An 18157-nucleotide genomic window follows, 5' to 3' on the forward strand; every position below is an offset into this window, starting at 1 on the left:
CCGGGGCGCGGAGCGGGGGTTTGGGTGAGGGGGAAGCTTTCAGCGCGTAGAGCAAGGAGCTCCCCTCATCCGCCCCTTAGGGGCACCTTCTCCCTCTTGAGGGAGAAGGGAGTGCAAGCATTGCTACTCGTATCTTCAGTAAAGCGCCCGCGGATTGGCCAACGCCTCGCTGTACTCCTTGAACTCCGGAATACGCTGCGCCAGGTCCGCCGGGAACGGCTCGTGCCCTGCCGGAATCGTGATTGGCAAACTGCGCTCCTTCGCACCACTGGGCGGCGCACTGGCTGCCTCGGTCAAGGTGTTCTGGCGCAGGATCTGTAGTTTGACGAAGCTGGTCTGCAGCAGCGCGCGCTGCTCATCGTTCAGTGGAATCTCGATGTCATCCACCCGCAACTGACCGCTGGGCAGGATGTCGAGGTTCGGGTACGGCGCGCGGCGGATGGCGACGCGATCCGTTGCTACTTCGGTCTTGGGCTTGCTGCGCTCACTGCGATGGGCAGCGTACTTCTCACGGTCGCACCCGGTAGCCAGCACGGCGAAAACGACCAGAACGAGCAGAAGCAGTTTTTTCATGACGGTACAGACATCAACGGCGGAGGCGGCATTCTACCGCCCCCGCCGTGGAGACCGTGGCCGGATCGGCTACGGCGTCAGGGCATCAGCGTTGCGTGACTTGCCCGTCGCGACAATCATCGATATCGCTCTGGTCCATCTTCGCGTACGGCTTGAACTCCGGAATCACCGCGGCCAACTGTTGCTGTGTGGCGAGCAGGGCCGGCAACTGGTCACAGATTTTTGATGCACTGGCTTCGATCTTGGCGGCCTCGGCATTGACACGTTCTTCGATCTTGTCGGTATTGCCGGAGAAAATGCCCTTCAGTGCTTCACTGGCAGCGCGCACGCCAAGGTTGGCGCCCTGTATGCCGACGTCGATGCCCGCCTCAGCCACGGCCAGCATCTGCTGACGGTACTGCAGCACCAACGCGCGCTGGCTGTCATTCAGGGTGACCGGTGTGTTGTTGATCAGCAGGTCGCCCTTGGGGGATATCTCCACCTTGGTGCCGTCACTGCTGGAAACACTGAGGTTGCCTTCGGCCAACTGCTTGCGGGCATCGTCGGTGGCCTCGCGCACCTTCTGGCCGAGCGTGGTGTCCGTGCCGGCACCGTTGGTTTGCGGGCGTTCGCCACAGGCCATCAACGGCAGGCAGAGCAGGGCGGTCAGCAGGGGCGTACGCAGGTTCATTGCAAAGACTCCTTCAGGTCGGATGTGGGCTCAGTGCTGCGCGATATCGCGGCGTAGTTCGCTGTCGCAGCTATCGATGTCGTCCTGGTCCATGTTGGCGTATGGCTGGAATTGCGGGACGCTCGCTGCCAGCGCCTGCTGCGATGCAAGCACCTCAGGCAGTTGCTGGCAGATCTGCGCCACCATCGGCTCGACGTGCTGCTTGACCAGTGTTTCGACGCGGCGTTCAAGGCTGCCGGTCATGCCGCCGACGATCAGACTGAACAACGAAACGTCGGTGGCCTGCAGCGCCGCCATGGCGGCCCGCTCACCGCCGTCGATACCGGCCTTGGCCACGCGCAGTACCTGACCGCGATAGTCCAGCAACAACCGTCGTTGCTGTGCAGTGGTCGAAACCGTCTTGCCGGCAATGACCAGATCCCCGACGGGGGTGATATGCGCGTCGGGCAGGTTGCTTTCCGATGGCTTGGCTTGCGAACGCTTGCCGATGTTGAAGCTGCTGCCCAGGGAGAGGTTTTCCGTATCCAGTTCGGCACGGGCGGTTTCCATTTCAGCACGCACTTCTGCACGACTGCTGGCCATTTCGCGCTTGATTTCGGCGCTTACGCTTTCCGGCTCGGGTGCGGCCTGTGCAACCAGCGGCAGGCACAGCATCAGTGCGATGAGCGGTGTCTTGATCTTGTTCATGGGTAGCTTCCGTTGCAGATCAACAAGAAATGAAGAATCAACGTTTTTTGGGCAGGCTGACCGCGCCGGTGATGCCGGAATGATTGACCGAGCCGCTGCCCACGCGCTCAACGGTAAGGCTGGCGGCGTTGCGGACAGTGAGGTCGCCCGAGCCCACTTCGCCCAGCGTCACCGCGCCGCGTGCATCGCTGATGTCGACGTCGCCCGAACCGATGCTCGCCACGCTGACAGGGCCTTGCACACCGCTTAGTTCCACATCGCCGGAACCCACCGTGCCGATGCGGGCATCGCCGCGCACGTCGCGGGCTTTGACATCGCCTGAGCCTACCGACAGCACGTAGAGCGAGCCGATGTTGTGGAACTCCACATCACCCGAACCCACTGCTGCCGTGGCCAGTCCGCGGATGTCGCGGGCTACCACATCACCGGACCCCACGTCGGCGCTCATGGTGCGTGCGCCGGTCAGCGAGGCATCGCCGGAGCCTACTTTCAGCTGCACCAGGATGTCGTCCGGCAAGGTGCCGGACAGGTCCAGATAGGAGTAGGTGCTGCCGCCGAAACTGAAGTTCAGCCCCTGGTTCTCGCGTGCCAGCTTGACGATGAGCTTGTCACCCACCTTCTCCTGGGTCACCACCAGCTGCGTCAGCAGATCCTGCGTGGATGCACAGGCACGGCCGGAAACCGCGGCCTTGGCGCCGGGCGAGGCCTGCAGACGCAGGTCATGGCTGTTCACCTCGAACACCACCGCCTTGGCGCCGGTCAGGTCCAGGTCCAACGCACGGGGCTGGCTGAATTTGCAATGCTCTTCAGCGGCGAACGCGCTGACGGGGAGCAGGGTCAAAGCGAGCAGAAGGGGTTTGATATTCATCTCGTGTCCTTGCGATTACGGGAGAAGTCAGATTTCGTCGCGGCGCTTGCGCAGCCAGATGGCGGCAGCGATGAACACTACGCCGACCACGGCGCCAATCCACAACTGGGGATCGGCCAGCGAGGCGAACTGGTCGGCCGGGGTCAGCCCGCTCAGCACCGATTGCAGCGACTCATCCCGCGGACTGTCGGCCTTGTAGGCCATCTCGATGCCCGGTACGAAGCCCAGCAGCAGGCGGCCCACCACATTCGCCCAGAACCAGCTGCTGTCGATGGCGGCAATCTTGGTGAACTGGAGTGAGCTGACGATGATGCCGGCGAACAGTGGCAGCATTACTGCCCACAGGAACGGTTTGGTCTTGGCCCAGGCCGAGCACATCAGCAGCCAACCGGCGGTAGGCAGTGCCCACAAGGCATAGACCGGAATCCAGCACACCAGGCCGGCGACGATGGTCAGCGGGCTGGCCGGGCCCCAGATCAACTGCATCGGGTTGCCGCCGTGGGCCAGCAATACCAGGCTGATGATCACCGCGAAGGTGAACATCGCCACGATGCCGATCACGACCGCGAACAACGGCGCCACGATCAGGGCACTGACCACCTTGGACAGCACGGTCTGCGCGTCGGACACCGGCATCGACTTCCAGAACAGCACGCTGCGATCGCGACGGTCGTCATACAGCGCGCCGAGGCAATAGAAGAAGGCCACGAAGCCCAGTACCAGGAACGGCCATGCCGCGCTCACCACCAGGGTGAAATCCATGCCGTTGGCCCACTGCACCATGTCGTGGGGTGACATCTGTGCGGTCAACATCTTTACGTCCAGACCGTTGACGTTGACGCCATTGACGTGGAGATCGCCGCTGGCAGCGGCACGGCGCACCGCGAACAGGCCTGCCACGATGGCCAGCAGAGCCAGCGTCAACGAGATGGCGCTGGCAATCAGTGGCGCCCAGAAAAAGCCGCCCTTGTTTTCCCAGTACTCGCGCTTGAGCAGCCATTTGAACTTGTTGAGGGGGGAGATGGGGTGGGCGGCGTTCATGCGTAGGTTCCCTTCATGATGGCCACGAACATGTCGGCCAGGCCGGGGTTGCGGGTTTCGCCCAGGGCGGCAAGGCGGTTGCGTTCGACGCCGTCATACAGCAGCACGGTTTTTCCGAACGGCAGGCTGCGCTCGTCAATGGGCTTCAATGCGCGCGCTGCCTCCAGCGTTTCGGCCGAGGCCAGTACTTCGGTAAAACGCTCGGACATGGTTTCCATGTCGGCCGAAAGCACGATCTTGCCATCGCGGATGAACAGCACGTCGGTGAGGATGTGCTCGATCTCTTCCACCTGGTGGGTGGTGACGATGATGGTCTTCTGCTCGTCGAAGTAGTCTTCCAGCAGGCGCTGGTAGAACTCCTTGCGGTAGAGGATGTCCAGGCCCAGGGTGGGCTCGTCCAGCACCAGCACCTTGGCGTCGATGGCCATCACCAGCGCCAGATGCAGCTGCACCACCATGCCCTTGGACATTTCACGCACACGCTGCTTGGGGTGCAGCTTGGTGTTGGCCAGGAAGCGCTCGCAGCGGGCGCGGTCGAAGCGCGGATGCACGCCGGCTACGAAGTCGATGGCTTCCTTCACCCGGATCCAGCGCGGCAACACCGCCACGTCGGCGATGAAGCACACGTCATTCATCAGGGCGTTGCGCTGGCTGCGCGGGTCCATCCCCAGCACCTGCAGGTCGCCCTCAAAGGCGGTCAGGCCAAGCAGGGCCTTGAGCGCCGTGGTCTTGCCGGCGCCGTTGGGGCCGATCAAGCCGACAATGCGGCCTGGCTCGATGGTGAAGTTGGTGTTGTCCAGCGCTGGTTTCTGCCGGTAGACCTTGCGCAGGCCCTTGGCGGAAATAACGGCTTCGACGGCGGCATTCATAGCGTGGTCCCCGGTGGCAGCAGATCTTTCATGGTCAAACCCAGACGCTGGATACGCTCCAGCACACCGGGCCACTCATCATTGAGAAAACGTTCGCGCTCGTTGCCGCGCAGTTTCAACGCAGCCTCCTCGGTCATGAACATGCCAAGGCCACGGCGCTTCTCGACCAGATTCTCGTCGGCCAGCTCTTGATAGGCACGCGAGACGGTGATCGGGTTGAGTTGATATTCGGCGGCAACCTGCCGGACCGAGGGCAGGGCATCGCCCGGCTTGAGAATGCCGTCCAGCATCATCGCAATCACGCGATCCTTCAGCTGGCGGTAGATGGGAGCGCCATCGCTCCACTGGATATCGCTCATTGGTCAGCTCCGCGGGTTCAGCGACTGTGCGAACGAGAAGTACGGCATGGACAGACTTGTCCGCATCCGTCGTGCCGGTCGTTTCACATTGGGTTGGGCGGTAGCATCCTGCTCAGTACCAGCCACCTCGGCGGCATAATTCCGCTCACTGGCAGCACCGACTTGCGGTGATGCCGCGCAACCGAGCAGAAGCAGGGTGCCGGAGGCGACCATTGCCTGGAGAACGTGCTTGCCATGCTGTGTGCTCATCTCGGCTCCCTGCGTGGGGTGGCTGGTGTTGTATGCAACTATAACACCGACACGCCCACATGCAACTCCCAAGTTACCCAACTGATGGCCTATGCCCTGTTCAAGCGGAAAGCCTGTCTGGAGAATTGAAATGAATGTTCGCAAGATATTGATTGGAATGGTGTTTGTGGCGGGCGCCGGGCTGGCTGCGGGCGCCATCGCAGGCCCGCTGCTGGACCGGGAGTTCCGCCCGCTGGCCGGTGCTGGTGATGTCAACCTGAATCAAACCTACGGTGGCAAGGTGCTGTTGATCGTCAACACCGCCTCCAAATGCGGATTCACACCGCAATACGAAGGCTTGGAAACGCTGAACCAGGAATTGGGCGGGCGCGGTTTCGCGGTGCTGGGCTTTCCCTCCAACGACTTCAAGGGACAGGAGCCGGGCAGCGAGGCGCAGATTCAGGAGTTCTGCACGCTGACCTACGGGGTCAAGTTCCCGATGTTCCAGAAGGTGCATGTGATCGGCCCGGAGACCACGCCGCTGTATCGCGATCTGACCAGCGCCACCGGCGTTGCACCGGCATGGAATTTCCACAAGTACCTGATCTCTCGCGATGGCCGGGTGGTGGCGCAGTTCCCCAGCAGGGTGCGTCCGGATGACCCGGCGCTGCGCGCAGCGATCGAACGCGAGTTGGCCACACCTGCTCCCGGGCGCTGATCGCCTCGACATATGCGGCTCGCGTGCGACAATGTCGCCCCTCGCGCCGACGGCGGCGTCTGTTCACTTCCAGGAATGCAGCGAATGAAGATGGGAACGCGCGGCGCAGCAGCGTCGCTTCTGATTCTGGCGATGGCGGCCCCAGGGGTCGTGTTTTCGCAACAACCTGCCGCGCCGGCAGCAAGCAAGGAGAAGTCTGTTTTGACCTCGGATCGTGAAAAGATTGGTTACGCCATTGGTGTTGATGTCGCCAGTTCGTTTGAGCCCATTGCTTCTGAAGTGGATGTGGCCGAAATGCGCCGCGCCGTTGAGAACGCTTTTGCCGGCGGCCAGCCGCTGATGTCGCAGGAAGAAGCGCAGCAGACCGACCAGGCGCTGCGCACCGTGATGATGGCCCGCTCGGGCCAGCAGGTGCCGGGCATGGCGCCGGGCAGCCAGCCGCCTGCGGTTGACCGCAAGAAAGTCGGCCTGATGCTGGGCAGCTATGCCGTGGGCCCGTCGCTGGCTCCGATCCAGAAGGAAATCGACCTGAATTCGGTGTTCCAGGCCATCACCACCGTGTTCGCCAAGGGCACGCCGCTGATGAACCGCGAGCAGTCGCAGGCCGTGCTGCAGGCATTCAGTGCCACCAAGCAGGCCGAGTCGCAGGCCCAGCAGGGCCAGGCAGCGCAGGCAAACCGCGAGCAGGGCAATGCGTTCCTGGCCAAGAACAAGACCGTGCCGGGCGTGGTGACCACCGCATCGGGCCTGCAGTACCAGGTGCTGCGTGCCGGCGCCGGTGAGCGCCCGACCGCCACCAGCCGCGTTCGTGTGAACTACGAAGGCAAGTTGCTGGACGGCACCGTGTTCGACAGCAGCTACCAGCGTGGCGAGCCGATCGATTTCGGTCTGAACCAGGTGATCAAGGGCTGGACCGAAGGCGTGAGCCTGATGCCGGTTGGCGCCAAGTACCGCTTCTGGATCCCGGGCGAACTGGCCTATGGCGATTCCGGCACCCCCGGTGGTCCGATCGGCCCGAACGCCACGCTCACCTTTGATGTTGAGCTGTTGGGCGTCCTGCCGTAACACCACGGAGTAATCGCAGTCATGCGTGTAGCGATTTTCGGTACAGGCTATGTGGGACTCGTCACCGGGACCTGCCTGGCCGAAGTCGGTCACGATGTGGTCTGCGTGGATATCGACCAGGCCAAGGTCGATGGCCTTGGGCGCGGGATCATTCCGATCTACGAGCCCGGGCTCGAGCCGATGGTGAAGGCCAACCACGCCGCAGGGCGCCTGGCCTTCACCACCGATGCCGCAGCCGGTATCGCGCATGGGCAGGTGGTTTTCATCGCCGTCGGTACGCCGCCGGATGAAGACGGCAGTGCCGACCTGCAATACGTGCTGGCGGTGGCCCGCACCATCGGCCGTCATCTGACGCAGCCGATGGTGGTGGTCAACAAGTCGACGGTGCCGGTGGGCACCGCCGACAAAGTCCGTGCTGCCATTGCCGAAGCGCTGGCAGCGCGTGGCGAGGAAATCACTTTTGACGTGGTTTCCAATCCCGAATTTCTCAAGGAAGGCGATGCGGTGGCGGACTGCATGCGCCCGGATCGCATCGTCATTGGTGCGTCGAATCCGGAGGCAGTGGCGGTGCTGCGCCGTTTGTATGCGCCGTTCAACCGCAACCGCGACCGCGTGGTGGAGATGGACGTGCGCTCGGCCGAGCTGACCAAGTACGCGGCCAACGCGATGCTGGCCACCAAGATCAGCTTCATGAACGAAATCGCCAACATCGCCGAGCGCGTGGGGGCTGATATCGAACAGGTGCGGCAGGGTATCGGCTCGGACCCGCGTATTGGCTGGCACTTCATCTATCCCGGCGCCGGTTATGGCGGTTCCTGCTTCCCCAAGGATGTGCAGGCACTGGCCCGCACCGCTTCGCAGTATGGCCATCAGCCGCATCTGCTGGATGCGGTGGAGGCGGTCAACAACGCGCAGAAGGGGCATCTGTTCGCACTGATCCAGCGCCACTACGACCGGGGCGAGGACGAAGGTGTGCGCGGCAAGACGTTCGCGGTGTGGGGTCTGGCATTCAAGCCCAACACTGATGACATGCGTGCTGCACCGAGCCGTCGGTTGCTGGAACAGCTCTGGGAAGGTGGCGCCATCGCGCGCGTATACGACCCGGAAGCGATGAATGAGGCGCGCCGCATTTTCGGCGAGCGCGAGGATCTGGTGTTCTGCGATTCGGCTTATGAAGCGCTGGATGGCGCCGATGCGCTGGTCGTGGTCACCGAATGGAAACAATTCCGCAGCCCGGACTTTGAGCGACTGCGCAAAGCCCTGGGCGACGCGGTCGTCTTTGATGGCCGCAACATCTACGAGCCGCAGGAAATCGAGGCGGCTGGTCTGGCTTACTACGGCATTGGCCGGGGGCGTTCCCTGCATGCATGAATCAATTTCGAGTCAACGCGAACAGGCGCTGGAAGCGCGCCTGGTCGAGTTGGAAATGCGCGTTTCCTTCCAGGAACAAGCGCTGGCTGAACTGAGCGAGGCCTTGGCCGAAGCTCGCATGGAAGGTGCGCGCAACAGCAATGTGCTGCGCCATCTGCTGGATGATCTGGGTAAGGTGCGCACGGCGTTGTACGCCGCTGATCCAACCACCGAACCGCCACCCCCGCACTACTGATACAGAAGCACTGCACGCCATGAGTGACACTCTCCGTGACCAGCTCCTCGGGCTGGGTTTCAAAACCTTGCCGAAGCCGGAGCGCAAGCCCGACGCCCGTCGTGATGGCCGCCCGCAGGGCAAGCCAGGTTCCGCTGCAGCCAAACACAGCCCAGCTGGAAAGCCGGGGCAGGGCAAGCCGCATGCCGGACGCCCGCAGCAGGGCAAGCCGCAACCAGGCCGGCCATCGCAACCCAACCAGGGTCCGCGCAAGCCGCGCTCCCAGGAAGACATCGACCTGGCCAAGGCATACGCCATCCGCGCCCAGCGCGAGAAGGACGAGCGCCTGGAAGCGGAGCGACTGAAGCAGGAAGAAGCACGCCTGCGTCGCGAAGCCCGCGTCAAGGTGGACGAGCTGATCAAGGACAAGGGGTTGAACGATCCCAATGCCGACATCGCACGTCACTTCGAGTACGGCGGCAAGATCAAGCGCATCTATGTCAACGCTGAGCAGCTCAAGGGGCTCAACGCTGGTGAGTTGGGCGTGCTGCAGCAGAACGGCCGCTACCTGCTGGTCACCGCTGCGGTGTTGGCCGAAGCAGAAGCTTTGTTCGCCCCGAGCGTCGCCTTGAAGGTGGACCCGAATGCGCCGGTCGCCGACGATCCGTATGCCGATCCGCAGTTCCAGGTGCCGGACGATCTGGTCTGGTGAGCGCGCAACGCCACTGAATCGGATGGACGAAAAAACGACAGGCCTTGCGGCCTGTCGTTTTTTTATTGGCTGCGGGCCTGTCGTGACGGTGGCAGCCAATACCAGGCGATCAACGAACCGGCCAGGGCAAAGAAGCCGCCAACGATGAAGGCCACCTTGCCGTCGCCGAACCGCCACAGCTGGCCGGCGATCAATGCGCCCAGCACACCGCCCAGGCCGGACGAAAAGCCATAGAACAGGCCTTGGCCATGGCCGTTGAGGTTGCCGGGGAAGTAGCGTGCCAGCAGTTGCATGGCGGAGGCGAAGAAGGCCGCAAAGCCGAGGCAGTGGGTGGTCTGCGCGACCAGCATCACCGGCAGGTTTTCCGGCCACATCGCAGTGACCCACCAGCGCAGCGCGGCACTGGCCATGGAGATGATCAGCAGCCAGCTGGCATCCCAGCGGCGGAAGAAACGGGCGATGAAGAAGAACACCGCGACCTCGAAGATCACGCCCACCGTCCACATCAGGCCGAGCAACGAGGTGCTGTAGCCGTGCTGGTCCATGTACAGCGAGAAGAACGTGTAATACGGGCCGAACGACAGCTGCTCAAGGAATGCGGCGATGAAGAATGCGATCACCGGCTTCCGCCGCACGATGGCCCAGAAGCCGTCGGTGTGGTGACTATGCGTGCCGATGTTGCGCGCATAGCGGTTGAAGAACGCCGAACCGGCCAGCAGCACGAACAGTGGCAACATCATCCACGGCAGCGTGCCGGCGCCATGGTGCTCGATCAGCCAGCCGAACAGCGTCACCACCAGAATGAAGCCCAGCGAGCCCCACACGCGGATCATGCCGTAGCGATGGCTGTCGCTGCCCAGGTGAGTAAGGGTGATGGACTCGAACTGTGGCATCACCGCGTTGTAGAAGAAGCAGAACGCGATCATCACCACGTACAGCGTCCACTGCGGCGCCGGTACCAGGAAGCCGGCGAAGCTGATGATGGTCAGCACGCAGCCGATGCGCAGCCAGCGGATCGGCTTGGGCGATACCGCCGCAAGCGATGTCCAGGTGCTGGGTGCGACAACGCGGGTGGCGTACCACAGGCTCATCATCACGCTGATGGCGGTCACGGTCATGCCGCGCGACTGCAGGTACAGGCTCCAGTACGGCGTGAACGCCCCCAGTGCGGCGTAATAGAAAAAATAGAAGCTGGACAGCCGTGCGCTGGGCACGACGGCTGGCTGCGGGTTGGAGGTGCTCATGGGATCAGAAAAAATCTTCGACCGGAGTGGTCAGCAGTTCGACGGTGCTGTGCTTGAGCCGGCGCAGGCTGGAGATGCCGAGGTCGCGGACGATGGAATGGTGTTGGTGCGGCAGGGCCGAATCGTACAGGTCGTGGGGTGCGACGTTCTTGCCGTGCACGCCCGGCATCAACTCGATACCGGCCGCGCTGTAGCAGTGCTGCACCATCGCCGAGCAGTACAGCGCACCTTCCTTGGACAGCAGGTTGCCGCGGCGGCGCAGGCGGGTGCTGTGCATCGCGAACAGGGTGCCGACCAGTTCGCTCAGCGAGTAGCTGGACAAGCCGGCCAGCAGATCCAGCGCGGCGATCTGCACCTTGCGGGTCTGCTCGGCATCCAGTCCGAAATCGAGAATGGCCAGGTTGGGGAAGGCCTCATCGTCGAAGTAGCGGTCGGCGCGGTTCTCCTGTGCGCCAAGACGCAGTTGGCGGTTGCGCAGGTCCAGGTCCGATTCCAGCACCCACCAATGACCATCCAGGCGTTGTTCGTTGAACAGGAACGCATGCGACCACAGGCTGCGATGGCCGTCGTCGGTCAATGGCGCCTGCGCCTTGCGGATGGCCTTGCCGATCCAGTCCGAGGTACCGCACAGGCCGATGCAGCCCGGGGCGGCGTATTTGCGGATGAGTTCGGCGTTGCGGCTTTCCATGGCAGGTCGCGATACGAAGGAAGGGGGCGGAGCGAGCGGGGGCTCACTCCGGATCGTAATCCAGATTGGAGGCCAGCCAGCGCTCGACCTGCGCGCGCTCCACGCCCTTGCGCTTGGCATAGTCGGTCACCTGCTCACGCGAGACCCGGCCGACCACGAAGTACTGGCTTTGCGGATGGCTGAAGTAGTAACCGGACACTGCCGCAGTCGGCAGCATGGCGAAGCTCTCGGTCAGCGACATGCCGATGTCTTCCGCGCCCAGCATTGCGAACAGGGTTTCCTTCTCGCTGTGTTCCGGGCAGGCCGGGTAGCCGGGGGCAGGGCGGATGCCGCTGTACTTTTCGGCGATCAATGCCTCGTTGTCGAGCTGCTCATCACGCGCGTAGCCCCAGAACTCGGTACGCACACGCTGGTGCAGGCGCTCGGCCATGGCCTCGGCCAGGCGGTCGGCCAGTGCCTTGAGAAGAATGGCGTTGTAGTCGTCGTGATCGGCCTCGAAGCGCGCGACATGCGGCTCGATGCCGATGCCAGCGGTGACCGCGAACGCGCCGATCCAATCCTGCCTGCCACTGTCTTCCGGTGCGATGAAGTCGGCCAGGCAGAAGTCCGGGCGCTCGGCGGGTTTGTCGACTTGTTGGCGGAGGAAGTGGAGGGTGTGGTGCGAATCAAGCTGAGCAAGCCCCTCTCCCGCGCGCGGGAGAGGGGTTGGGGTGAGGGCGCTCTTAAGGCCCGTGGAGCCAGAGCCGCCCCCATCCGCCCTTCGGGCACCTTCCCCCGTGAACGGGGGAAGGGAGGTGGATGCTGCGCTTGCAAGGTTCACCACGACGTCATCGCCTTGGCTGTTCGCCGGCCAGATTCCAAACACCGCCCGTGCCGTCAGCCATTTCTCATCGACGATCCGCTTCAGCATCGCCTGCGCATCCTTGAACAGATCACTGGCCTGCGAGCCGACAATTTCGTCGGTCAGGATCGCCGGGTACTTCCCGGCCAACTCCCAGGCCTGGAAGAACGGCGTCCAGTCGATGACCGGCAGCAGGTCCTGCAGCGGGTAGTCGTCAAACACATGCAGGCCCGGCTTCGCCGGCGCCGGTGGCGTGTATTGGCTCCAGTCGCAGGTGAAGCGCTGGCCGCGTGCGTGCTCCAGCGATACCAGTCGCTTGGCATCGCCACGGTTCTTGTGGCGCTCGCGGATATCGGCGTAGTCGGCGTCATTGGCGGCGACGAAGGCCTCGCGCAGATCACGGGAAATCAGTGATTGCGCGACACCCACCGCACGCGAGGCATCCTTCACCCATACCGTCGGTGCGCTGTAGTGCGGGTCGATCTTCAATGCAGTGTGCGCGCGTGACGTGGTCGCACCACCAATCATCAGCGGCATGACGAAGCCCTGTCGCTGCATTTCCTTGGCGACATGGCTCATTTCTTCCAGCGACGGCGTGATCAACCCTGACAGGCCGATGATGTCTGCGTTCTCCGCACGCGCGGCGTCCAGGATCTTCTGCGCGGACACCATCACGCCCAGGTCCACCACCTCGAAGTTGTTGCAGGCCAGGACCACGCCGACGATGTTCTTGCCGATGTCGTGCACGTCACCCTTGACCGTGGCCATGATGATCTTGCCGTTGTTTTTTCCCACCTCGCCGGTACGCAGCTTCTCTTCTTCGATGAACGGCAGCAGGTAGGCCACGGCCTTCTTCATCACGCGGGCGGATTTGACCACCTGTGGCAGGAACATCTTGCCGGCGCCGAACAGATCGCCGACCACGTTCATGCCATCCATCAGCGCGCCTTCAATCACATCCAGCGGGCGATTGGATTGCTGGCGCGCTTCTTCGGTGTCTTCTTCCACCCAGGCATCCAATCCCTGCACCAGCGCATGCGCCAGACGCTCGCGCACCGGACGCTGACGCCAGGCCAGGTCTTCGACCTTCTTCTCGCCCTTCTTGCCCTTGTAGCGCTCAGCCAGTTCCAGCAGGCGCTCGGTGCCATCGCGGCGGCGGTTGAGGATCACGTCCTCCACCGCTTCGCGCAATTCCGGGTCGAGCTGGTCGTAGATGGGCATGGCGCCGGCATTGACGATGCCCATGTCCATGCCGGCCTGGATGGCGTGGTACAGGAACACCGAGTGGATCGCCTGACGCACGGTCTCGTTGCCACGGAACGAGAACGATACGTTCGACACGCCGCCGGACACATGGCAGTGCGGCAGCGTGCGCTTGATGATGCGCGTGGCTTCGATGAAGTCCACCGCGTAGTTGTCATGCTCCTCGATGCCGGTGGCGACGGCGAAGATGTTGGGGTCGAAGATGATGTCTTCCGGCGGGAAGCCGACCTGTTCGGTGAGGATGCGGTAGGCGCGGGTACATATCTCGACCTTGCGCGCGCAGGTATCGGCCTGGCCGTCTTCATCGAACGCCATCACCACCGCAGCGGCACCGTAGCGGCGCACCAGACGCGCGTGTTCCAGGAACGCGGCTTCGCCTTCCTTCAACGAGATCGAGTTGACCACGCTCTTGCCCTGCAGGCACTTCAGGCCGGCTTCGATCACGCTCCACTTGGAGGAGTCGACCATCACCGGGATGCGGGCGATGTCCGGCTCGGACATGATCAGGTTGAGGAAGCGGGTCATCGCCTTCTCGGAATCGATCAGGCCCTCGTCCATGTTGACGTCGAGGATCTGCGCGCCACTGGCCACCTGCTGGCGGGCCACATCCACGGCTTCCTCGTAGCGTTCTTCCTTGACCAGCTTGCGGAACTGCGCGCTGCCGGTGACATTGGTGCGTTCGCCGACGTTGATGAACAGCAGGTCAGGCGTGATGACCAGCGGTTCCAGGCCCGACAAGCGGGTGTGGCGGATTTCGGTATTCGAGTCGTTGCTCATCACCAGACCTTGAACACCTGACCATTGGCGATGCCGTCGATGCTGCGCTGGTAAGCCAGCGCGGCGCGTGCAGCAGTCACCGCTTCAAAGCCAGGGAAGAAACCGGCATAACTGTCCCAGGCTTCCAGCAGCACGCTGGGGCTTACCGCATTGATGCGCAGGCCGCGCGGCAGCTCCAGTGCGGCAGCGCGGACAAAACCTTCGATGGCGGCATTCACCGCCGTGGCATTGGCGCCCTGCGCGATGGGTTGCTCGGTGAGGATGCCGGTGGTCAAGGTGATGGAGCCACCCTCATTGAGATGATGCTGGCCCAGCAGTGCCAGGCGCACCTGGCCGAGCAGTTTGTCCTGCAGGCCGATGTCGAACTGCGCGGCCGTCATCTCGCCCAGCGGCCCGAAATGCACGGCGCCGGTAGTGGCAACAATCGCATCCACTTTGCCGACGGACTGCAACAACGCGGTCACGCTGTCGTCGCTGCCCAGGTCCACCGGATGTGCCGGGTCCGAGCGCGATGCGGTGATCACGTCATGCTGCTGCCGAAGGTGTGTGGCAACGGCCGAGCCCAGGGTGCCACCGGCACCCACCAGCAGAATCTTCTTCATGACGTACTCCTTCAGGCGGCGTTGGCGGTGGGCAGCGGCAGGGCGCGCGGCGGCAGTCCGGCGACCGCGTCGGCGATGGCACGGATATGGTCCGGCGAGGTGCCGCAGCAACCACCGACCAGGTTGAGCAGGCCGGACTGGGCGAACTCCTTGAGCGTGGCGGCCATTTCCTCGGGTGTTTCGTCGTACTCGCCGAAGGCGTTGGGCAGGCCGGCGTTGGGATGCGCGCTGACGTAGCCGCTGGACACCTGCGACAGGGTTTCCACGTGCGGACGCATGTCGGTGGCGCCCAGCGCGCAGTTGAAGCCGATCGACAGCGGCTGGCTGTGCGAGACCGAGGCGTAGAAGGCTTCGGCGGTCTGCCCGGACAGCGTACGGCCGGAGGCGTCGGTGATGGTGCCGGAGATCATCACCGGCAGGCGCCCGCCACGCGCGTCGAATACTTCCTCGATGGCGAACAGTGCGGCCTTGGCATTGAGCGTGTCGAAGATGGTCTCGACCATCAGCGTGTCGGCGCCGCCGTCGATCAGGCCTTCAATGGCTTCGCGATAGGTGCCGCGCAGTTCATCGAAGCTGGTGTTGCGGAAGCCAGGGTCATTGACGTCCGGGCTGATCGACGCAGTGCGACTGGTCGGGCCGAGCACGCCGATCACGAAGCGTGGCTTGTCCGGTGTCTTGGCTTCGATCGCATCGCAGCACTGGCGCGCCACCTGCGCACCGGCCTTGTTGAGTTCGTAGACCAGGTGTTCGAGGTGGTAATCGGCCTGGCTCACCGACGTGGCGTTGAAGGTGTTGGTTTCCAGCAGGTCCGCACCAGCTTCGAGATAAGCGGTATGGATGCCTGCAATCACCTCCGGACGGCTCAGCAGCAACAGATCGTTGTTGCCCTTGAGGTCGTGCTCGCAGCCGGCGCCGTGCACATGCTGGCTGTCGAAACCGCCCGCGAAGCGCTCACCACGGTAATCGCCTTCTTCCAGACGATGACGCTGGATCATGGTGCCCATGGCGCCATCGATGATCAGGATGCGGTGTTCAAGCGCGCTGAGCAGCTTTGCGACGCGTTCGGGATGGAGCCAGGGCAGGGCTTGCATGAGGCGGGCCGGTTCTCTTGAATCAGGGGCGATGGGCGATCAGCGAGATAACTTCAAAATGGGGAGGGCGCTTCTCGCGGGTCACGGTTTCCAGGCTGGAGACTTCCAGCCCGGCCTTCTCCACGAACTTGCGCAGTTCCTTGCCGGTGAAGCCAAGGTTGACGTGGCCGTAAGCCTCCACCGCCGCCTTGTGTTCGTGACGAGCCAAGCTGCACAACATCAGCCGGCCGCCGGGGCGCACCACGCGTGCGCACTCGGCAACAGCCTTGGCCGGGTGGCTGGCGTAGGTCAGCGCATGCATCAGCACGACCAGGTCGAAGCTGCCGTCGTCGAAGGGCAGCTTGTGCATGTCGCCTTCGCGGACTTCCACGTTGGGCAGCTTGCGCAGGCGCTCGCTGGCGGCAGCCACGACACGGGCGCTGGTGTCGATGCAGACATAGCGTTGCGCATGCGGCGCCAGCAGTTCGGCCAGTACACCGTCGCCGGAGGCAATGTCGAGCACGTCGCCGGTTTCCAGCAGCGGCAATGCGCTGCGTGCCAGCGCTTCCCAGGTACGGCCGGGGGAATAGTGGCGTTCCATGTCGCCGGCCACGCTGTCGGCCCAGTTCTGGTCGGCGGCACGCATGGCCAGCACCGAAGGCACTCGTTCGGCGTCCTGGCGCAGCAGCGGATCGTCGCTGCCGGAGCTCAGTGCATGCCACAATGCGCGTTGCGCGGGGTCCAGCGCGGCTTCGTCGAAGCGGTAATAGGCCGAGACGCCTGCGCGGCGGTCGCGCACCAGGCCGGCTTCCTTCAGTCGGGCCAGGTGGGTGGATACGCGTGGCTGCGCCAGCGTGGTGATGGCCGAAAGCTCGGCCACGGTGAGTTCTTCCTGTTCCAGCAGCGTCAGCAGGCGTACCCGCGTCGCATCGGCGAACACTTTCAGACGGGTTGACCAGTCTTCCAGATCCATAAATATCTACCTATCGCGATATAGAGATATTGTCCCCGTGCCGCCACGCCGGGTCAAGGCAAGTCATAGGCTGAACCGGGCTGCGATGGTTACAATCGCAACTTGATTAACCCTGGGAGGGGTGCTGTGGATTTCAGTTTTTCCGACGAGCAGCTGATGCTGCAGGACGTCGCCCGCCGTATTGCCAAGGAAAAGATCGCCACCAGCGCCGAGCACTTCGATGCCACGGGCGAGTACCCGTTGGAGAACATCCAGTTGCTGGGCGAAAACGGCCTGATGGCCATTGAAGTGCCGGAGCAGTACGGCGGTTCCGGCATGGACCCGATTTCCAGTGTGCTGGCGATCATCGAGGTCTCGGCAGCTGACGCGGCGCATGCAACCATCATGTCGGTCAACAACTCGCTGTTCTGCAATGCGGTGCTGGCCTATGGCAGTGAGGCGCAGAAGCAGACTTACGTTCGTGCGATTGCCGAAGGCAGCGAGATTGGCGCCTTTGCGCTGACCGAGTCGCAGTCCGGTTCCGACGCCACTGCAATGCGCTGCCGCGCGGTGAAGCAGGATGACGGTTCGTATGTGATCAATGGCCAGAAAAGCTGGATCACCTCCGGCCCGGTAGCGCGCTACGTGGTGTTGTTCGCGATGACCGACCCGACCAAGGGTTCGCGCGGCATCACTGCTTTCATGATCGATGCCAACAGGCCCGGCTACGGCCGTGGCAAGACCGAGCCCAAGCTCGGCGTGCGTGCTTCGGCCACCTGCGAGATCGAATTCCAGGATTACGTGGCGCGCGCCGAAGATGTGATCGGCAAGGAAGGCGAGGGTTTCAAGATCGCCATGAGCCTGCTGGATTCCGGCCGTATCGGCATTGCGTCGCAGGCGGTGGGCATTGCCCGCGCCGCGTATGAAGCGTCGGTGGCTTACGTGAAGGAACGCAAGTCGTTCGGTGCGCCGATCGGTACGTTCCAGATGATCCAGGCCAAGGTCGCCGACATGAAGTGCAAGTTGGACGCGGCGATGCTGCTGACCCTGCGCGCGGCGTGGCTGAAATCACAAGGCAGGCGTTTCTCGACCGAAGCGGCGGTGGCCAAGTTGACCGCTTCCGAAGCGGCGATGTGGATCGCGCACCAGGCGGTGCAGATTCACGGCGGCATGGGCTATTCCAAGGAGATGCCGCTGGAACGGTACTTCCGCGATGCCAAGATCACCGAGATCTACGAAGGTACTTCGGAGATCCAGCGCATGGTGATTGCGCGCAATGAGACCGGGTTGCGTTGAGCTGAGTAGAGCGACGGGAATGCCAAGGATCCGATGCCGGGAAGCTGGC

The 18157-nt window shown here is 63.3% G+C and carries 19 protein-coding genes; 6 read left to right on the forward strand and 13 right to left on the reverse strand.

Features of this window, described 5'->3' with window-relative positions; genetic code table 11:
* Positions 1-135 precede the first annotated feature (135 nt).
* The 7 genes from ABB26_RS14150 to ABB26_RS14180 form a co-directional block, all read right to left on the reverse strand.
* The gene (locus ABB26_RS14150) at positions 136-573 is read right to left on the reverse strand and encodes a hypothetical protein (protein WP_057635269.1); all 438 of its coding nucleotides are present in this window, start codon (positions 571-573) and stop codon (positions 136-138) included.
* Positions 574-658: 85 nt separating this feature from the next.
* Positions 659-1243, reverse strand: coding sequence for a DUF2884 family protein (locus ABB26_RS14155; protein ID WP_057635271.1), 585 nt, complete (start codon positions 1241-1243; stop codon positions 659-661).
* Positions 1244-1273: 30 nt separating this feature from the next.
* Entirely contained in the window at positions 1274-1930 is a 657-nt protein-coding gene (locus ABB26_RS14160; protein WP_057635273.1) for a hypothetical protein, read from the reverse strand.
* 37 nt (positions 1931-1967) lie between these two features.
* The gene (locus ABB26_RS14165) at positions 1968-2798 is read right to left on the reverse strand and encodes a DUF4097 family beta strand repeat-containing protein (protein WP_057635275.1); all 831 of its coding nucleotides are present in this window, start codon (positions 2796-2798) and stop codon (positions 1968-1970) included.
* Between the two features lie 27 nt (positions 2799-2825).
* Positions 2826-3839, reverse strand: a complete 1014-nt coding sequence (locus ABB26_RS14170) for a hypothetical protein (protein ID WP_057635277.1) — start codon at positions 3837-3839, stop codon at positions 2826-2828.
* The gene (locus tag ABB26_RS14175; protein WP_057635280.1) at positions 3836-4708 is read right to left on the reverse strand and encodes an ABC transporter ATP-binding protein; all 873 of its coding nucleotides are present in this window, start codon (positions 4706-4708) and stop codon (positions 3836-3838) included. Before ABB26_RS14175 ends, ABB26_RS14170 begins: the two co-directional genes overlap by 4 nt.
* Positions 4705-5067, reverse strand: coding sequence for a GntR family transcriptional regulator (locus ABB26_RS14180; RefSeq protein ID WP_057635283.1), 363 nt, complete (start codon positions 5065-5067; stop codon positions 4705-4707). Before ABB26_RS14180 ends, ABB26_RS14175 begins: the two co-directional genes overlap by 4 nt.
* A 406-nt stretch (positions 5068-5473) precedes the next feature.
* Here ABB26_RS14180 and ABB26_RS14185 point away from each other — a divergent pair, with 406 nt between their 5' ends.
* The 5 genes from ABB26_RS14185 to ABB26_RS14205 all read left to right on the forward strand — a co-directional run bounded on the left by ABB26_RS14185 (position 5474) and on the right by ABB26_RS14205 (position 9375).
* Positions 5474-6013: a glutathione peroxidase gene (locus ABB26_RS14185; RefSeq protein ID WP_245626231.1), complete on the forward strand. Its 540-nt coding sequence runs from the start codon at positions 5474-5476 to the stop codon at positions 6011-6013.
* An 84-nt stretch (positions 6014-6097) separates the two neighbouring features.
* Entirely contained in the window at positions 6098-7078 is a 981-nt protein-coding gene (locus ABB26_RS14190) for an FKBP-type peptidyl-prolyl cis-trans isomerase N-terminal domain-containing protein (RefSeq protein WP_057635287.1), read from the forward strand.
* Between the two features lie 21 nt (positions 7079-7099).
* The gene (locus ABB26_RS14195; protein WP_057635289.1) at positions 7100-8449 is read left to right on the forward strand and encodes a UDP-glucose dehydrogenase family protein; all 1350 of its coding nucleotides are present in this window, start codon (positions 7100-7102) and stop codon (positions 8447-8449) included.
* Positions 8442-8684: a SlyX family protein gene (locus ABB26_RS14200; protein ID WP_057635290.1), complete on the forward strand. Its 243-nt coding sequence runs from the start codon at positions 8442-8444 to the stop codon at positions 8682-8684. Before ABB26_RS14195 ends, ABB26_RS14200 begins: the two co-directional genes overlap by 8 nt.
* Positions 8685-8703: 19 nt before the next feature.
* On the forward strand, positions 8704-9375 hold the full coding sequence (locus ABB26_RS14205; RefSeq protein ID WP_057635292.1) for a DUF2058 domain-containing protein: 672 nt from the start codon (positions 8704-8706) through the stop codon (positions 9373-9375).
* A 62-nt stretch (positions 9376-9437) separates the two neighbouring features.
* Here ABB26_RS14205 and ABB26_RS14210 read toward each other — a convergent pair whose 3' ends face one another.
* From ABB26_RS14210 to ABB26_RS14235, 6 genes are read right to left on the reverse strand one after another with little or no spacing between them, the layout of a single operon-like run.
* Positions 9438-10619 carry an MFS transporter gene (locus ABB26_RS14210; RefSeq protein WP_057635294.1) on the reverse strand — a complete coding sequence of 394 codons (1182 nt, stop codon included), beginning with the start codon at positions 10617-10619 and terminating at the stop codon, positions 9438-9440.
* A 4-nt stretch (positions 10620-10623) separates the two neighbouring features.
* Positions 10624-11307 (reverse strand): hypothetical protein, encoded by a 684-nt coding sequence (locus ABB26_RS14215; RefSeq protein ID WP_057635296.1) that lies wholly within the window; start codon positions 11305-11307, stop codon positions 10624-10626.
* A gap of 43 nt (positions 11308-11350) precedes the next feature.
* Complete coding sequence (gene metH / locus ABB26_RS14220; RefSeq protein WP_057635298.1) at positions 11351-14188, reverse strand: methionine synthase; 2838 nt, start codon at positions 14186-14188, stop codon at positions 11351-11353.
* A complete protein-coding gene (locus ABB26_RS14225) occupies positions 14188-14790 on the reverse strand; it encodes a short chain dehydrogenase (RefSeq protein ID WP_057635300.1) in 603 nt (200 codons plus the stop codon). The genes metH and ABB26_RS14225 overlap by 1 nt, the downstream gene beginning before the upstream one ends.
* An 11-nt stretch (positions 14791-14801) precedes the next feature.
* Complete coding sequence (locus ABB26_RS14230; RefSeq protein ID WP_057635302.1) at positions 14802-15881, reverse strand: homocysteine S-methyltransferase family protein; 1080 nt, start codon at positions 15879-15881, stop codon at positions 14802-14804.
* 22 nt (positions 15882-15903) lie between these two features.
* Entirely contained in the window at positions 15904-16833 is a 930-nt protein-coding gene (locus ABB26_RS14235; RefSeq protein WP_057635304.1) for an ArsR/SmtB family transcription factor, read from the reverse strand.
* 126 nt (positions 16834-16959) lie between these two features.
* Between ABB26_RS14235 and ABB26_RS14240 the strand changes: the two genes are divergently transcribed.
* Complete coding sequence (locus ABB26_RS14240) at positions 16960-18108, forward strand: acyl-CoA dehydrogenase family protein (protein ID WP_057635306.1); 1149 nt, start codon at positions 16960-16962, stop codon at positions 18106-18108.
* The last annotated feature ends 49 nt before the right edge of the window (positions 18109-18157 follow it).

This window comes from Stenotrophomonas humi, assembly GCF_001431415.1.
GTDB lineage: Bacteria > Pseudomonadota > Gammaproteobacteria > Xanthomonadales > Xanthomonadaceae > Stenotrophomonas > Stenotrophomonas humi.

Bases quoted from the DNA above. Each gene is read 5' to 3' on its own strand.
- ABB26_RS14150 (WP_057635269.1), bottom strand. From the start codon at position 573: ATGAAAAAACTGCTTCTGCTCGTTCTGGTCGTTTTCGCCGTGCTGGCT.
- ABB26_RS14155 (WP_057635271.1), bottom strand. From the start codon at position 1,243: ATGAACCTGCGTACGCCCCTGCTGACCGCCCTGCTCTGCCTGCCGTTG.
- ABB26_RS14160 (WP_057635273.1), bottom strand. From the start codon at position 1,930: ATGAACAAGATCAAGACACCGCTCATCGCACTGATGCTGTGCCTGCCG.
- ABB26_RS14165 (WP_057635275.1), bottom strand. From the start codon at position 2,798: ATGAATATCAAACCCCTTCTGCTCGCTTTGACCCTGCTCCCCGTCAGC.
- ABB26_RS14170 (WP_057635277.1), bottom strand. From the start codon at position 3,839: ATGAACGCCGCCCACCCCATCTCCCCCCTCAACAAGTTCAAATGGCTG.
- ABB26_RS14175 (WP_057635280.1), bottom strand. From the start codon at position 4,708: ATGAATGCCGCCGTCGAAGCCGTTATTTCCGCCAAGGGCCTGCGCAAG.
- ABB26_RS14180 (WP_057635283.1), bottom strand. From the start codon at position 5,067: ATGAGCGATATCCAGTGGAGCGATGGCGCTCCCATCTACCGCCAGCTG.
- ABB26_RS14185 (WP_245626231.1), top strand. From the start codon at position 5,474: ATGGTGTTTGTGGCGGGCGCCGGGCTGGCTGCGGGCGCCATCGCAGGC.
- ABB26_RS14190 (WP_057635287.1), top strand. From the start codon at position 6,098: ATGAAGATGGGAACGCGCGGCGCAGCAGCGTCGCTTCTGATTCTGGCG.
- ABB26_RS14195 (WP_057635289.1), top strand. From the start codon at position 7,100: ATGCGTGTAGCGATTTTCGGTACAGGCTATGTGGGACTCGTCACCGGG.
- ABB26_RS14200 (WP_057635290.1), top strand. From the start codon at position 8,442: ATGCATGAATCAATTTCGAGTCAACGCGAACAGGCGCTGGAAGCGCGC.
- ABB26_RS14205 (WP_057635292.1), top strand. From the start codon at position 8,704: ATGAGTGACACTCTCCGTGACCAGCTCCTCGGGCTGGGTTTCAAAACC.
- ABB26_RS14210 (WP_057635294.1), bottom strand. From the start codon at position 10,619: ATGAGCACCTCCAACCCGCAGCCAGCCGTCGTGCCCAGCGCACGGCTG.
- ABB26_RS14215 (WP_057635296.1), bottom strand. From the start codon at position 11,307: ATGGAAAGCCGCAACGCCGAACTCATCCGCAAATACGCCGCCCCGGGC.
- metH (WP_057635298.1), bottom strand. From the start codon at position 14,188: ATGAGCAACGACTCGAATACCGAAATCCGCCACACCCGCTTGTCGGGC.
- ABB26_RS14225 (WP_057635300.1), bottom strand. From the start codon at position 14,790: ATGAAGAAGATTCTGCTGGTGGGTGCCGGTGGCACCCTGGGCTCGGCC.
- ABB26_RS14230 (WP_057635302.1), bottom strand. From the start codon at position 15,881: ATGCAAGCCCTGCCCTGGCTCCATCCCGAACGCGTCGCAAAGCTGCTC.
- ABB26_RS14235 (WP_057635304.1), bottom strand. From the start codon at position 16,833: ATGGATCTGGAAGACTGGTCAACCCGTCTGAAAGTGTTCGCCGATGCG.